This window comes from Litorilinea aerophila (genome assembly GCF_006569185.2).
Lineage (GTDB): Bacteria > Chloroflexota > Anaerolineae > Caldilineales > Caldilineaceae > Litorilinea > Litorilinea aerophila.
On sequence record NZ_VIGC02000010.1, the window covers coordinates 61,449 to 77,462 of the forward strand.

Annotated in this window: 8 protein-coding genes and 1 tRNA gene; 4 read left to right on the forward strand and 5 right to left on the reverse strand. The window is 64.6% G+C overall.

Going from position 1 to position 16,014, the window contains the following annotated elements:
- Positions 1–119: 119 nt before the first annotated feature.
- Positions 120–192: transfer RNA gene (locus FKZ61_RS09505), tRNA-Glu, on the reverse strand.
- Positions 193–557: 365 nt separating this feature from the next.
- Here FKZ61_RS09505 and FKZ61_RS09510 point away from each other — a divergent pair.
- From FKZ61_RS09510 to FKZ61_RS09525, 4 genes are all read left to right on the forward strand, one after another.
- Entirely contained in the window at positions 558–2,645 is a 2,088-nt protein-coding gene (locus tag FKZ61_RS09510; protein ID WP_141609876.1) for a TIGR03960 family B12-binding radical SAM protein, read from the forward strand.
- A 25-nt stretch (positions 2,646–2,670) separates the two neighbouring features.
- Positions 2,671–3,573, forward strand: coding sequence for a TIGR03936 family radical SAM-associated protein (locus tag FKZ61_RS09515; RefSeq protein WP_141609877.1), 903 nt, complete (start codon positions 2,671–2,673; stop codon positions 3,571–3,573).
- A gap of 1,299 nt (positions 3,574–4,872) precedes the next feature.
- Entirely contained in the window at positions 4,873–5,109 is a 237-nt protein-coding gene (locus tag FKZ61_RS09520; protein WP_141609878.1) for an acyl carrier protein, read from the forward strand.
- Positions 5,110–5,247: 138 nt separating this feature from the next.
- Positions 5,248–5,895: a molybdenum cofactor guanylyltransferase gene (locus FKZ61_RS09525; protein ID WP_141609879.1), complete on the forward strand. Its 648-nt coding sequence runs from the start codon at positions 5,248–5,250 to the stop codon at positions 5,893–5,895.
- Positions 5,896–5,902: 7 nt separating this feature from the next.
- Here the strand turns inward: FKZ61_RS09525 and lexA are convergent, their stop codons facing one another.
- The 4 genes from lexA to FKZ61_RS09545 form a co-directional block, all read right to left on the reverse strand.
- Entirely contained in the window at positions 5,903–6,610 is a 708-nt protein-coding gene (lexA, locus tag FKZ61_RS09530; RefSeq protein ID WP_141609880.1) for a transcriptional repressor LexA, read from the reverse strand.
- A 300-nt stretch (positions 6,611–6,910) separates the two neighbouring features.
- A complete protein-coding gene (locus FKZ61_RS09535; RefSeq protein ID WP_141609881.1) occupies positions 6,911–7,309 on the reverse strand; it encodes a MazG-like family protein in 399 nt (132 codons plus the stop codon).
- Between the two features lie 73 nt (positions 7,310–7,382).
- Entirely contained in the window at positions 7,383–8,189 is an 807-nt protein-coding gene (gene recO / locus FKZ61_RS09540; RefSeq protein ID WP_141609882.1) for a DNA repair protein RecO, read from the reverse strand.
- A gap of 130 nt (positions 8,190–8,319) precedes the next feature.
- Positions 8,320–15,918, reverse strand: a complete 7,599-nt coding sequence (locus FKZ61_RS09545; RefSeq protein ID WP_141609883.1) for a CARDB domain-containing protein — start codon at positions 15,916–15,918, stop codon at positions 8,320–8,322.
- Positions 15,919–16,014 lie beyond the last annotated feature (96 nt).

Below are 16,014 nucleotides of genomic sequence, written 5' to 3' on the forward strand. Positions count from 1 at the left end.
GCTCTACCAAGAGCCTAAACGCCGCTGCATATCCATGATATCATCTTCACAAACGACTTTACTACGGCGATGTGATGCCCGGCGCTAAGCGCCCTGCGATGTGTGTTGTGAAGATGAAGTAGCGCATACGGGATTCGAACCCGTGTCTCTGCCTTGAGAGGGCAGTATCCTAGGCCTCTAGACGAATGCGCCACGATTGTGATTGGCCAAGATGGTGGCATTCTACGTGTTTCAGGGGACTTTGTCAAATTTCTGGAGCCTTGGGGTGCATCATAATCGGTGCATCATGATCAGGGTGTCGCTGGCGTTTGCCGATGGGAGGGGCTGGAGGTGAAGCGGGGAAGCGGAGGGGGGAATTGTTCCCTCTGTTCCGCCTGACTGTGCTATAATGGACCTCCCCCGGCGGCCTGGCACGCCGTCCATGGCGTCGCCCGGATCGGTCGGGATACCAAGCGATGCCAAGACCAAGACTCCATGGCGGGTTCAAACCCCGCTCAGGCATCCACGGTGGGCCTGAAACCACGGTTGGCCTGAAAGATGAGAAGGAAGGAGCTGGTATGTTGCGGACACCCAAACAGATCACGCGCGCCCTGGATCGGGTGCTGCATACGGTCGAGAAGCCTGCACGCTACACCGGCGGCGAGCTCAACAGCGTCGCCAAGGATTGGGCGGATCCCCACATCCGCACCAAGGTGGCCCTGGCCTTCCCCGACATCTACGAGCTGGGGGGCAGCAATCTGGGCCTCATGATCCTCTACGACCTGATCAACAAGCGGGATGATCTGCTGGCGGAACGGGTCTACTGCCCCTGGCCCGATTTTGAACAGGTCATGCGGCGGGAGGGCATCCCCCTCTACGGCCTGGAAACCCGCCATCCCCTGATGGACTTCGACATCGTCGGCTTCAGCCTACCCTACGAGCAGCTCTTCACCAACGTGCTCACCATGCTGGATCTGGCGGGCATCCCCCTGCGCGCGGCCGACCGCACGGCTGCACACCCGCTGGTCATCGCCGGTGGCTCGGCCTGCTACAACCCGGAGCCCATGAGCCCCTTCTTCGACGCCATGGTCATCGGCGAGGGAGAAGAGGTGATCTTCGAGGTCATCCAGGCCTACGAGGCGTGGCGCCAGGAGGTGGGCCCGGTTCAAGGGGCCGGGGACCCTGTCGCCGACAGGGCTGTCCGTCGGCGCCTTTGGGAATACCTGGTCAAAATACCGGGTGTCTACGTGCCCCACTTCTATGAGGTGAGCTACGCGGCCGACGGCACCATCGCCGCCATCACCCCGACCCACCCGGATGCGCCGCCCCAGGTGCTCAAGCGGGTGGTCACGGTGCTGCCACCCCCGGTGACCCGCTTCATCGTGCCCTTCATCGACGTGGTCCACAACCGGGCCGCCATTGAGATCATGCGCGGCTGCACCCGGGGCTGCCGCTTCTGCCAGGCAGGGATGATCTTCCGCCCCGTGCGGGAGCGGCCGGTGGAGGAGGTGCTCCAGGCCGTGGGCGAGATGATCGAGGCATGCGGCTTTGAAGAAGTCAGCTTCCTGAGCCTGAGCAGCAGCGACTACACCTATGTGGAAGAGCTGGTGCGCCGGACCATCGAAACCTATGGGGCCAGGAAGCTGAGCATCGGCCTGCCCAGCCTGCGCATCGAAAGCTTCAGCGTGGATCTCATGGAGATGCTGGAGAAGGGGCGGCGCCGCTCCGGCTTCACCTTTGCCCCAGAGGCAGCCACCGACCGCCTGCGGGATGTGATCAACAAGCCCATCGCCTCGGAAGAGCTGCTCCAGACCGCCGAGGAGGTCTACCGCCGTGGCTGGACCACCATCAAGATGTATTTCATGATCGGCCACCCGACCCAGACCCTGGAGGATGTGCAGGCCATCGCCGACCTCTCCAAGGAAGTGCTGGCGGTGGGGCGCCGGGTGTTGGGCAAAAAAGCCAACGTGCGCATCGGCGTCAGTACCCTGGTGCCCAAGCCCCACACCCCCTTCCAGTGGGTGCCCATGGAGGACGAGGCGGTCATCCGGGCCCAGATCGACCTCCTCCAGCGGGAGCTCCGGGGCCCTGGCATCTACTTCTCCTGGAACAACCCGGAGGAAACCCTGGTGGAGGCTTTCCTGACCCGGGGGGATCGACGCCTGGCCGACGTGATCCAGCGGGCCTGGGAGTTGGGCGCCAAGATGGAAGGCTGGGGCGAATGGTTCAACTTCGACGCCTGGCAACAGGCCTTCGCCGAGCTGGGGCTGGACATGGACTGGTACGCCCGGCGCGCCCGCCCGGTGGACGAAATTTTGCCCTGGGACCATATCTCCGCCGGCCTGAAGAAGGAGTTCCTGACCCAGGAGTACATCCACACCTACCAGGGCGGCGTGGTGGATGACTGCCGGGAGCACTGTTTCAGTTGCGGTATCCTGGGCTATTTCAAGGAGCAGCGCCGGGAGGCGCCCGACGAAGCCTGGGGGTGCCCGGCCTTGGGGCGGGGTAAGCAGCGGCAGCCGGTCGATATCACCCCCATTCCCCTCTATTTCAACGACCAGATGTCCCCGGACCGGCAGGGGCAGTTCGACCATCGGGTGCCCCAGCGCCGCTTTGGCACCGTCAGCAAGCGGGCTCAGGCGGCTGTAGCGTCCGGCGATGATTGAGGCCGATGAAGGAGGGAGGTAGATCATGGAATCGACCCATCTGACGACTTCTGCGCCGGATGCGGTAGAAGCGGAACAGGCCGAAGAAGCCCCGCGCCAGCGGGTCCGCATCCTCTTCGAAAAGGGGGAGTCCATCAAGTTCATCTCCCACCAGGATGTTTTCCGCCTGTGGGAGCGAACGGTGCGCCGGGCGGACCTGCCCCTGCTCTACAAGCAGGGGTTCAACCCCCAGCCCCACATCCAGTTCGCGTCGCCGTTGGGGGTGGGCATCACCGGCGTTCAGGAGCCGGTGGACATGATTTTCAGCCCGCCGGTTCCCCTGGAAGAGCTACGCCGCCGCATCGAGGCAAAATTGCCGCCGGGCGTCCGCCTTCACCACATCGAAGAGGTTCCCCTCAAAACCCAGGCGCTGCAGAGCCTCCTGATCGGCGCGGATTACACCATTCTCATCTTTGCCGAGCCCGGCGAGATCCCCGAGGTCCAACTCCAGGAGCGGATCGAGGCGTTCCTCGCCCAAAAGGAGGTGTGGCGCGAGCGGCAGCGCAAGGGCAAGACCTACCTCTACAACCTCCGTCCCCTGGTCCTGGAGTTGACCTACCAGGGCTATGTGCCGGAGCGGGAGGAACACCGCATCTTCCTGCGGGTGCAACAGCGGGCCGGGGCCACTGGCCGGCCGGACGAAGTGGTGGCCGCCATGGGCTTTGAAGCCTTTGCCCGGACCCTGCGCCGGGAGCGGCTCTATTTCGAGCACATTCCCGAGGATGCCGCTCTCTTTGCCCGTTATCCCGTGGTGGCCCAGGAAGAGATCATGGCGCGGCCATCGGAGCCCGGGCGCGGGCGGCGGCGCCGGCCCTCCCAGAAGCAGAAACCGCAACGCCGGTCTGCCGGGCGCTCCATCAACGAGCGGGCGGCCGATGAGTTCATCTGAAACCAGCTCAGCAACAACAACCAAAAAATTGGCATCCTGCCCTGAAAAAATGGAACACGGATGGGCACGGATGGGTAGGTCCGGCCAGGAGACCGGACCTACCCATCCAGCGGGACGGGAACCCATGTCACGCAGGGATGCGTGACCTACGGAGCGTGCCCTTTTTTCATCCCCCGCGGGGCCATGAAGGTGCATGAAGCACTCAGATGCCGACTCCGCGTCGAAATCGTGGTCGAAATCGTGAACGACTGAGATTAGAATCATTGAGGGGGAAAAGAGGAGGGCCCACCATCGTTTTGGGACGATGGTGGGCCTGTACAAAGGAGGAACCAAAGGAGGTGCTGGTTAGGAGGTTGTGAAGTAAGCTCCCCTCATACTTCACAACTCCGGCAAGCGACCAAAGCGCTTGGGGCCCTATCTCTGCCACCCCGAATGATAGCGATGATTGCTGCGTTGTCCCCTGTCGAACAGGCTACCATGGACTTCGACGTTGATTCGACAGGTGCCTTGGTCGCTTGCCGGAACCCTTCAGCTTGCTCTTTGGCTCCGGCGCTCTCGCCACAGCTTGTCTACCAGTATATCCACGAGGGTTACATTTGAGTTACGAAATGGCCCCGATCAAAGGGAATTTTTCAAATTCACCCGTCATCGGCGCAACTTTTACACTTTCCCCGTGTTGTTAATGATCGGGTTCGCCGGGACAGCCAGACGACACCATTCACCCTCGTTCGAATTATCACAAATTGTAGACGAGCCATGTTGTGGATGGGTTGCGTGTCTGTCTCCCCCTGAGGTTTGACAGCTTGTCACGCACTGACTACAATGGCCCATGCGTTGTGGACCGGTGAGCGCACCAGGGATGGTGGCACGTCTATCGTCATCATCTGTCGCCTGTGCCAGGGCTTCAGGGCATAACGTTCGGTTGCTTGCCTCTTGCCCAAAAGGAATGCGCCCGCATAGCGGCGATTTCGGTACGTCACGATTGTTGCCCATCTGCGGAGTGAGTATCCTCAGATGCGGCTCCATTCCGCTGGGCCCGGCATCTGAGGATGCCGACTCCGCGTCGAAATCGTGAACGACTGAATTTCACTTCATATCGGAAGTTGAACATTCTCGAGCGGTAAAGCAGCCGGCAAAGCCGACTTTTGTCCAAATTAGAATGGCTCATCCACCCCAAATGGGGCCGCCGGGCCAGATTGTTCCGCCGGCTACCGAGCCCAGAGGTTGGGGAGATGGGCAAAAAGGTTTTTGACCAACGAATTTGAACACCGAATTTGAACACTGAGGAGAGATTTAGACATGTCCGAAAAAGATACCTTCGAGCGGGTTCGCGCAATTATCGTCGAGCAGTTGGGTGTGGATCCGAGCGATGTGACCATGGACGCCAACTTCCGGGATGACCTGGAGGCCGACAGCCTGGACCTGGTCGAGCTGATCATGGCCTTCGAAGAGGAGTTCGGCGGCGAAATCAGCGACGAAGAGGCCCAGAAAATCGTCTCCGTAGGCGACGCCGTCCGCTTCCTGGATGCCCTCTGATCCCGACCGGCCACGAACCATTGGCCACGGAACCGGGATGCCAGATAGCCTGACCGGTCTGTGAACTTTGAGGCGAGCTGCTGGAAACACTGCGGCTCGCCTTTTTGTTCTGGCTCGGTTGTGGCAGAGGTGCGGCCCATGTCTCGTCAACATCCTGACCCTCCCGTTGCCCTCATCCTCAATGCCGGTGGCCAAAGCCGGCGGATGGGGCAGCCGAAAGCCCTGTTGCCCGTGCCCGGCAGCGGCCAGCCCCTCGCACTCCACATTGTCCGGCGGCTACGTCCCCTGGCCGCCGGCGGCCTGGTGGTGGTGACCAACCAGGCCGAGATCGCCCGCCTCTTCCCGCCGGAGGAGGGCGTTCAGGTGCTGGGCGACGCGTATCCCGGCGGCGCATTGGGTGGGCTGGCGACGGGCCTGGGGGCATGCGACGGCTGGGCCATGGCCGTGGCCTGTGACATGCCCCTGGTTTCCCGGGAGATCTTTGCCTGGCTGATTCAGCTGGTATCCAGGGAGTTGGATGAAGGAGGCGCAGAGCGGTGGGACGCGGTGGTGCCGCTGGTGGCCGGCTATCCCCAATCGTTCCATGCCCTCTACCACCGGCGTTGCCTGCCTGCCATTGAGGCCACACTACGGCGGGGAGAGCGGCGGGTTGCCAGCTTTTTGGCCGATGTGCGTACGAGGTATGTTACCGAGGAAGAGATCCGCCCGCTGGACCCGGCGTTGCGTTCCTTCCTCAACGTCAACACGCCGGAGGAATGGGCGGCGGTCCGGCCTTTTCTGACATAAAGTGGAATTATGTGTGCTCCACCAGCCGGATGACCGAGACCACTTTCCCATTGATGCGGACCTGATCGGCCGGCCGGACAATGGGCTGGTAGGCCGGGTTGGGATTCGCCGGCTGGAGGCGTACGTTGCGCCCTTCTCGGTAGAGATATTTTAGGGTCGTCTCCTCGTCCCCCTCGATCCACGCCGCCACCATGTCGCCATCGTCGGCGGTTTCCTGGTGGCGCAAAATCACGATATCCCCATCCAACACGCTGGCGTCGATCATGGAATCCCCCTGGACCCGCAGGGCAAAGAGGGGACCCCGGGCCCGGAAGAGCCCCTCGGGCACTTCCACCCACCCTTCCGGGTTGGTGGTCTCCCGAGGTTCAACCTGGATGGGCGTGCCGGCAGCGATGGGCCCCAGGATGGGGATGCGCAGCAGGGGGCCCGAGGAACCATTGCCGTTCTGGCTCTCTGCTCCGTAGCCCGCTGGCGCCTCCAGCCCCAACTCTGCCTGAATTCGCTCCCAGTTCAGGCTAAGGCCGCGGCTGACCTCCTTGCGGCGGCTGATCAGCTTCATCTCCTCCAGTTTGGCCAGGTTGTAGTTGACCACCGACGTGCTGGAAATCCCCACCTGTTCGCCGATCTCCCGGATGGTGGGCGGGAATTCGTTTTCCTGGAAAAACTGGATGATAAACTGGAGGATCTTGCGTTGTCGCTCGGAGAGATTGCCCATGACAAACCCTTTCGTGTCGCTGTTGGGACCGCATATCCCGGGTGCCACTGGCAGACAGGCTTTTCTGCTGGCGAAAGCCGTCAATGTCAAGTGGCGCCCAGTTCAGGCCTGGGAGACTGCCTGGCCCGGGGGAGCCCGGTCAACGCCCTCATGGGACCGATTTCCGGTTGAGATTCAGCCGACAAACTCTGGCCAATATCCCAAATGAGAACGTTTGTTTCCCAAATTTATCCCAAGTATACACGAACATTTGTGCGGTGTCAATAGGCAGACGCACGTTTGTTCTGTCAGGGCTCTGTGCTATTCACCCTCCGGGGCATCCAGCGCGGCGTCGGCCAGGTATTGCTTGAAGCGGCGCCAGTAGGCCTCCCGCTCCGCGGGACCGGTGGAGGGGTCGGGGAAGCGTTGGTCGGCCTTCTCCTGGCCCCGGCGCATGGCCTCTTCCATGTCGATGCCACAGAGGTAGGCCAGCTTGAAGATCATGACCTGCAGGTCGCTGAGCTCCAGGGCCAGCTCCTCCCGCAGGGCTTCCAGATCCGCAGGCGACAGGGGACGATAGCCTTCCAACATCTGGACCAGGCGGCTGATCTCTCCCAGCTCTTCCATGGCGTGAAGCAAGGTGTGGCTGGGCAACACCTTGTCCCATTCCCGGGCCTTGTCCCAGGATTCCAACCACTGTTGATATTCCCGGATGTGCATGGCGACTCCTGTGGGGTGTCCGTGTGGGATGTCTGTGTGGGGTGGCGATGAACGGGTGGCCGCCTGTCAGGCTTCATCCATGGCTGGCCTGGGGCGCAGGAGGGGGCGCAGGGCGGCTTTGCTGGAGGCGACGCAGGAACTCTACTGAGCGAAGTTGCCGTTCCAGGACGGTCAGCAGATAGCGATAGAGGATGTTTTCCACCTGGCGCAACAGGGAGGGGCGTACCTTCAGCCGCTGCACCTCTGCCCAGGGCTGCCGCTGGAGATGGCGCAAGATCTTGAGCACATCCGGCGGTACGGCTTCGCAGTCCGGCCGGGACTGGCCACAGCGGGGGCAGTAGACGCCCCCCTCCTGCAGGCTCAGGAAGTTGGTCACCGGTTCCAGCGCTTCCCCACAGCCCAGGCAGTGGAAGAGCTCGGGCTGGAAGCCAGTCAGGCTGAGGAGGTGGAGTTCGAACCAGCGCAGCAGGAGCTGGGGATCGTAGTCCGCGGCTCCGTCCAACACCCGCAGCGCCAGCAGGGCCAGGTCCCAGAGAGGCTGGTTTTCATCTTCGGCTTCCGTGAACGCGTCGAGCAGCTCGCAGATGTAGCCGGCCCGGCTGATGTGATCCAGATCTTCCCGCAGATGGCGGAAGCTCTCCACCGTCACCGCCTCGGTGATGATGTCCCAGGTGCGGGCCTGGGCCACCAGCAGGGAGGCATGGGTGAAGAGCTCCAGGTGTCCAGCTTTGCGGCTGGTGGTCTTGCGAACGCCTTTGGCGATCAGCTCCAGCTTGCCCAGGCCCGGCGTGAAGACGGTCAGGATGCGGTCGGCGTCGCTGTAGTCTCGCCGACGCAGGATCAGGGCGTGGGTGCGGTAGATTCGTTGGCGGTTGCTCATGGACGATGGCTCATATTGCTCCGGGTAGACCTGCCCATCCCCGGACAGGAGGGATGGGCAGGCAGCACAAACTCGCTCTTCGGTTCTTTGGGGCGCCAGACTACGCCCCGGGTGACAGGCGGGGCCGGGCCTAGGGCTGGGGGCTTAATCGAACCAGCACTTCGGCCAGATTGTCCGACCGGTCGCTTTCCACCAGCGACCCTTCCGGATCCACCACCACCTGAATGGCGCACTCCCCTTTCCGGCCATCTACCGGGTAGAGGGCCCGCACCATCTGGCTGCCGCCAGCCGGCAGCACATCCAGCGTCTGTACCTCGCCGATGGGCTTCACCGTGCCGTCCACCACTTCCCGGAACTGGACCGGCACGCCATAGGCATCCACATCGCCTTCGTTGTGGATCAACACGGCGACCATCAGGGTGTCATTGGCGCCGGCGCTCAGCGGTTCGACCACCATCTGTTCCCGACGCACCGTCAGGTTCAGGTGCGCCGGGGTAGCCTGGGCCTCTTCGCCCGAGCCTTCACCCACGGTCAAAGTTTTGGTCGCTTCGTTGTCCGTCTCGTCGGACTCGGAGATGGTGTCCTCCGGATCCACGATCACTTTGATGGAACGCTCCCCGGCCTTGTCCGTGGTGTCGTAGGTGACGGTGGCGGTAGTCGTGTTGCCGGCGGCGATGTTGCCGACGTTCTGGTCTTCGCCGATGGGCTCTTCGCTGCCGCCGGTCACATCCAGGAAGCGCACGACCACACCGCTGGCGCTGGCCTGGCCGCTGTTGGTGACGATCACCGTGATGGTGACCAGGTCGCCCGGCGACGGCGCCGGCGGGTCGAAGCTGATTCCCTCGGCCGTCACCTGGAGGTTGGGCTGGTTCGGCGACGGCGTCTCCGAGGGCGGGGCCACCGTCAGGGTGGCCTGGGCCTGGTTGTCTTCCTCATTTGTCTCGGCGATGGTGTTGTTGGGGTCGGCCGTGACCTGGATCTGGCGCTGGCCTTCCTTGCCCGTGGTGTCGTAGGCCACCTGGGCGATACCGCTGCCGCCGCTGGGAATGCTGGCGATGGTCTGGGTGCCGATGGGCGTGTTCCCGCCGTTGGTGACGTCGGTGAAGCGCACCTCCACGTTGTTGGCGTTGCGCTGGCCGGTGTTGCGCACCGTGACGGTCACCGTCACCAGGTCGCCTGCGGAGGGACTGCTGGGTGTGAAGCGGATGTCGCTGCTCTGGACCACCAGGTTGGGCGCGGGCGGGGGCGCCACGGTCAGGCTGGTGGTGGCGGTGTTGTCGGTCTCATCGCTCTCGGCGATGGTGTCGTTGGGGTCGACCACCAGCTGAATCTGACGGGTGCCCGCCTTGTCGGTCACGTCGTAGGTGACCTGGGCCACGCCGCTCTCCCCGGCCGGGATGCTTTCGATGAGCCGTTGCTTGTCGATGAGCTCCTCCTGGCCGTTGGTGATGTCTACCAGACGCACCACCACATCGCTGGCTGGCGCTGTGCCGTTGTTCAGCACCGTGGCCCGGATGGTGACCAGGTCCCCGTCGCTGGGCTCGGCCGGCTCGAATTCGATGTTGGAGGCGATGGCCACCAGGTTGGGCGTGGGCCGCGGCGCCACGGTCAGATCTCGGTTGGCCCGGTTGTCGTTCTCGTCGCTCTCCAGGATGAAGTTGTTGGGATCGGCCGTCACCTGGAGGGTGCGGCTTCCTTCCTTGCCGCTGGTGTCGTAGGTGAACTGGACCGCGCCGCTGCTACCGGGGGCGATGCGGGCGATGGTCTGGGGTGGGCCGATGGGCACACCGCTGCCCGGCCCGCTGTCGGTGATGTCCGCGAGCTGGACCACCACATCCCGGGCTTCCACGGCGCCGTGGTTCAGGACCACCGCCTGGACGGTGACCCGGTCGCCGGTTGTCGGCGCGGGCGGGTTGAAGCCCACGTTGCCGGCCAGCACCACCAGGTTGGGCCGGGGGGGCGCGGTGACGGTGAAGCTCTTCTTGGCGCTGTTGTCGCTCTCCCGGCTTTCGGGGATCAGGTTGTTGGGATCCACCGTGACCTGGATGGTTCGTTCGCCGGGAGCTCCCTGGCCGCGGCTCGCGGTATCGTAGAGGACCTGGGCGGTGGCGCTGCTGCCGGCGGGGATGGCCGGGATGACCTGGGGCGGGCCGATGGGCTGGGGATCGCTGCCCGTCACGTCGCTGAACTGGACCACCACGTCGCTCACGTCGGCCGCGCCGTTGTTGAGGATGATGGCGTGGACGGTCACCTGGTCGCCGACAATGGGCGACGCGGGCGTGAACAGGATGTTGTCGGCCAGGACGGCCAGGTTGGCCTCGGGCAGCTCGGCCAGGTTCAGGGTGGCCGTGGCCGAGTTGTCGCCTTCGTTGGATTCAGCCACCGTGTTGTTGGGATCCACCACCACCTGGATCTTGCGGTTGCCGCCGTTGGCCAGCTCATAGCTGGTCTGGAAGAGGGCGCTGCTGCCCGGCAGGATGGTGGCCACCGTCTGGGGGCTGCCGATGGGCACCGCGCCGCTGCCCGTCACATCCAGGAACTGGACCGTCACGTCGTTGGCGGCCTGGCCGCCGCTGTTGCGGACGGTGGCGTAGATCTGCACCGTGTCGCCGGCGTTGGGCCGGGGCGGCTCGAAGCCGATCTGGTCGCTCCGGATGACCAGGTTGGGCGCGGGCAGGGCGGCCACCTTCAGGGTCGCCACTGCCCGGTTGTCGTTCTCGTCCGACTCCACGATCTGGTTGTTGGGATCCACGATGACCTGGATCTTGCGGTCGCCGGCCGCGCCCATGCGGCCCGTGTCGTAGACGATCTGGGCCCGGCCACTGCCGCCTGCGGGGATCTCAGCGATGATCTGGCTGGCGCCGATGGGCGTGGTGCCGTTGTTGGTGGCATCCACGAACTGGACCACCACATTCTGGGCCGGCGCCGCTCCCACGTTCAGCACTGTCGCGGTGACGGTCACCGCCTGGCCGGTGGTGGGATCCACCGGCTTGAAGCCGATGTTCTCGGCCCGCATGACCAGGTTGGGCATTGCCGGCGGCAGGACCCGAAGGACCTTGACGGCCTCGTTGTCCCGCTCGTCGGTCTCGGCGATGGTGGCGTGGGGATCCGCCACCACCCGGATGCGCCGGTCGCCGGCCTTGCCGGTGGTCTCGTAGACTACCTGAGCCGTGCCGCTCTGGCCGGCCGGGATGCGGGCGATGGTCTGCTTGGCGCCGATGGGCTCCGCGCCGCCGTTGGTGGCATCCACGAACTGGATCAGGACATCCTCGGCGTCCATGGCGCCGGTGTTCAGCACGGTGACGGTCAGGGTCACTGCCTGGCCTTCGCTGGGGTTGGCCGGGTGGAAGCCCACGTTGTTGGCCAGCACCACCAGGTTGGGCGCCTGGGCAGGGGTCACCGTCAGGGTGCGGGTGGTCCGGTTGTCGGTCTCATCCGTCTCGGGGATGAAGTTGTTGGGATCCACCACCACCCGGAGCTGGCGTTCACCGCTGGCGCCCAGGGCGCGGCCTGCCGTCTCGTAGCGGGTCTGAACGGTCCCAGCGCCGCCGGCCGGGATCTGGTCGATGGTCAGGGGTGGGCCCACCGGGACGGCCTCGCCCTCGGTGATATCCAGGAGTTGAACGGCCACATCCTGCGCGGCCGCGTTGCCGTGGTTGTGGACGGTGATGGTTACGGTCACCGTGTCGCCGGCCACGGGCATAGGCGGGTCGAAGCCGATGCTGTTGTCGCTCACCACCAGGTTGGCCAGGGGCGCGGGTTCCACGGTGAGGGTGGCGACCGCCTCGTTGTCGTTTTCATCCGTCTCCGGGATGAGGTTGTTGGAGTCCACCAGGAGCTGGATCTTGCGCCGGCCCACCTTGTCGGTGGTGTCGTACTGGGCAGAGACGGTGGCGCTGCCACCGGCCGGCACCCGTTCGATGTACTGCTCTGGGGTGATGGGGATGGCCTCGCTGTGGGTGATGTCCAGGAACTGGACCAACACCCGGCTGGCGTCGGCGGCGCCGCTGTTGAGCACCACCGCGGTGATGGTGACCAGGTCCCCGGCCATGGGCTGGGGCGGGTTGAACTGGATGTTGGCCGCCAGCATGGTCAGGTTGGGCGCGTCCGGCGCCACCACCCGCAGGGTGCGGCTGGCCTGGTTGTCGTCCTCGTTGCTTTCGGGGATGAAGTTGTTGGGATCCACCACCACCTGGATGGTGTGGTCGCCCTGGGCCTGGCTGGTGTCAAAGGTGACCTGGGCCTCCGCGCTGCCGCCGGCCGGAATGGCCTCCAGGGTCTGGCGTTCGCCAATGGGGACGGGGCCATTGGGCCGGACTTCCAGAAATTGGACCACCACCTGGCTGGCGTCGGCGGCGCCGGTGTTGAGAACGGGCACGCGGATGGTCACCACGTCGCCTTCCACCGGTTGGGCCGGGCTAAAGCCGATGTTGGCCCCGTGGACGGTGAGGTTGGGCAGGGGAGGCGGCGTGATGGACAGGGTGGCCCGGGCCTCGTTGTCGAACTCCCGGCTTTCGGCAATGAAGTTGTGGGGATCCACCGTCACCTGGATCCGGCGGTCGCCCGATTTGCCGCTGGTGTCGTAGGTGACCTGGACCACGCCGCTGGCCCCGGGTGGGATGGCGGCGATGGTCTGGGCCGGGCCGATGGGGACCGCGGTGGAGCCGGTGGCGTCGGCGAACTCCACCTGGACGTCGGTGGCGGCCACGTCGCCGGCGTTGAAGATGGTGGCGGAGATGGTCACCAGGTCGCCCGTCTTGGGCTGGGCCGGCGCGAAGCCGATGTTGCTGCTGCTGATCGTCAGGTTGGGCGCCGGCGGTTCGCCCATGGAGAGGGTCTTGGTGGCTTCGTTGTCCTTCTCGTTGGACTCGGCGATGGTGTTGTGGGGATCCACCACCACCCGGATCTTGCGGTCGTCCGGCTTGTTGCTGGTGTCGTAGGTGACCTCCAGGGCGTGGCTCTCCCCCGGCCGCAGGATGTCGATGGTCTGGGTCGGGCCGATGGGGATGGCCTGGTCGGTGGCTGTGACATCCAGGAACTGGACCGCCACGTTGCTGGCTTCTGCGGTGCCGTTGTTGAAGATCACCGCGTGGATGGTGACCTGTTCGCCCACGCCAGGCTGGGCCGGCGCGAAGCCGATGTTGTCATCCTCGATGACCAGGTTGGGCGCCGGCTGGGCGGCCACGGTCAGGCTCTTCTGGGCCTGGTTGTCGAACTCGTTCAACTCGGCGATCAGGTTGTTGGGATCCAGCACCACCTGGATCTGGCGTTCACCCGATTTGCCCGTGGTGTCGTAGCGGATCTGGGCGATGGCGCTGCCGCCCACGGGGATGTTGGCGATGGTCTGGGGCAGGCCGATGGGCGTGGGCTGCTCGCCGGTGACGTCCACGAACTGGACTGTCACGTCGTTGGCTTCGGCGGTGCCATGGTTGAGCACCGTGGCGTAGACCGTCACCTCTTCGCCTTCGGTGGGGTTGCTGTTGCTGAAGCCGATGTTGCTTTCCTGCATCACCAGGTTGGGCTGGGCGGGGCCTGCCCCGGCCTGGGTGGGGGTTGCCACCAACACCCGGATGTCGTCCACATACCAGCCTTCGAAGGTGTTGAAGCGGTTGTCGATGGTGTCGAACCAGAAGCGCACATACAGGGTCTTGGCGTTGCCGATGTGGGGCGTCAGGCTGACGGCCCGCCGGATCCAGGAGCCGTTGGTGCCGTGGGACTCGAAGACGGTGGTCCACTGGTTGCCGTCGGTGGAGATCTGGACCCGGGTGCGGTCGTAGGCCTGGCTACTCTCCACTTCGCTCCATTCGTAGAAGGTCAGGAGCACATCCTGGTTGGTGGTCAGTTCGATGGCGGGCGAGGTCAGGGTGCCGTTGTTGGCGCCGCCGGTGTCGTAGTTACGCTTGCTTTCATCGCCGTAGTACCAGGCGTGGGTGGGGCTGTTGGAGCGATGCTGGGAGATGTGCCAGAGGCTGTCGTTGCCGGCCACCTCCCACTCGCCGGGCCCACTTTCCACGTCATCCTCAAAGACCACGGTGCCCGTGCTGGTCTTGCCCACCACCACATTGGAGAGCGCGGAGGCGTTGCCCACGTTGTCCACCACTTTCAACGCGAAGTAGTAGGTGGTGTTGGGCTCCAGCCCGCTGACGATGAACTTCTCACTGCTGCCTGCGGGCTGGGGCTTGGGCTCACCCACGGCCTGGGTAGCGCTTTCCCAGGTGTCCTCCGAGATGGGCGACGTGGCATAGCGGACGTCGTAGGCGTTGGCTGTGCCCGTCTTGTCGTCGTCGCCGGTGGCCGTCCAGCTCAATTCCACCTGGGTGAGCATGGTGGCGGTGACGGCCAGGTCGGAGACCGCGGCGGGCGGTTTGTTGTCATCTTCCAGCGCATTGTTGAGGTTGAGCCGGCCGTTGGTCAGGGTTTCCTTGCTGGTGTCGGTCAGGGGATCCACGCCGGCCAGGATGCGCTGCTTGATCTGGGCCAGGGTGAGGTTGCTGTACTTGCCGGCGATGAGGGCCACGGCGCCGGTGACGTGGGGCGTGGCCATGGAGGTGCCGCTGGCCTGGCCGTAGCCGGAGGGATCGCACATGGGGCAGGAGCCGGTGGGCACCGTGGAGAGGATGCCCACGCCGGGCGCGGCCAGGTCCACCCAGTCCTTGCCGTAGTTGCTGAAGTTGGCGTAGAGGTCGTCGTGGTCGGTTGCCGCGACGGAGATGATGTTGTCCAGGTCGAAGCCGGCGGGGTAGTGGGGTTCGCCACTGTTGCCGTTGCCCGCGGCGCAGATGTGGAGGGGCTGGTCCGCGCCGGCCATGGCGTCGTAGAGGGCCTGGGAGAAGCCGCCGCCGCCCCAACTGTTGTTGGTGGCGATGATGTTCTGGCCCGCCTGGTTTTTGAGCTGTTTGAAGTAGTTGAAGCACTTCACCGCGCCGGCCACGCTGCCGCTGCCGCTGGCAGAGAGGAACTTGCAGGCCGCAATGCGGACCGTCCAGTTGATGCCGGTCACGCCGGTGCCGTTGTTGCCCAGGGCGCCGATGGTGCCGGCCACGTGGGTGCCATGGCCGTAGTCGTCCATGGGGTCGCCCGTGTCGGTGATGGCGTTGATGCCGTAGAAGTCATCCACGTAGCCGTTGTCGTCGTCATCCTCGCCGTTGGCCACGCATTTGCCCGGACCCTGGGGACATTCCTTGGGGTTGGTCCACATGTTTTGGGCCAGGTCCTCGTGGTTGTAGTCCACGCCGGTGTCGATGACCCCGACGATCACCGTGGAGGAGCCGGTGGAGGTGTCCCACGCCTCCGGCGCGTCGATGTCCGCGTCCGGCGTGCCGCCGGTCTGGCCGGTGTTGTGCAGGCCCCAGAGCTGGCTAAACATGGGGTCGTCCGGCGTTTTGGAAAGGCGGATGATGTAGTTGGGCTCTGCGTAGACCACCCGGGGATCCCGGGCCAGTTGGGCCAGGAGCTCCTGGGTGATGTCGCCGGGTACGGCGGCCAGGCGCAGCTCCACCTCATCGTCAGTGCGGTCTTCGTCCAGGTTATCCTTCTGGACCAGGCCATGCTCCTGGTAGAAGGCTTCTGCTTCGGCCTGGGTGACGCCCGGCTGGAAGCGAATGATGAGTTCACCTGGGACGTAATCGGGACCGGGAGCCTGGCTGCGGGTGACCGGCAGGCCGGCGAGCTGGTACAGGCTCACGAACAGGAGCAGGACGCAAAGGGCGATCGTGGCGGGCCTTCTCATGCTATTCAATTCCCTCCGTCTGTGTCACCACTGGCGGCCATGTGGGGTCGTGGGCAAAAGTGGGCTGCCAAGGTGGATGTGGGCCTGTGCAGCCCG

Coding starts and splice junctions, on each gene's coding strand:
- FKZ61_RS09510 (WP_141609876.1), top strand. CDS start 558: ATGTTGCGGACACCCAAACAGATCACGCGCGCCCTGGATCGGGTGCTG.
- FKZ61_RS09515 (WP_141609877.1), top strand. CDS start 2,671: ATGGAATCGACCCATCTGACGACTTCTGCGCCGGATGCGGTAGAAGCG.
- FKZ61_RS09520 (WP_141609878.1), top strand. CDS start 4,873: ATGTCCGAAAAAGATACCTTCGAGCGGGTTCGCGCAATTATCGTCGAG.
- FKZ61_RS09525 (WP_141609879.1), top strand. CDS start 5,248: ATGTCTCGTCAACATCCTGACCCTCCCGTTGCCCTCATCCTCAATGCC.
- lexA (WP_141609880.1), bottom strand. CDS start 6,610: ATGGGCAATCTCTCCGAGCGACAACGCAAGATCCTCCAGTTTATCATC.
- FKZ61_RS09535 (WP_141609881.1), bottom strand. CDS start 7,309: ATGCACATCCGGGAATATCAACAGTGGTTGGAATCCTGGGACAAGGCC.
- recO (WP_141609882.1), bottom strand. CDS start 8,189: ATGAGCAACCGCCAACGAATCTACCGCACCCACGCCCTGATCCTGCGT.
- FKZ61_RS09545 (WP_141609883.1), bottom strand. CDS start 15,918: ATGAGAAGGCCCGCCACGATCGCCCTTTGCGTCCTGCTCCTGTTCGTG.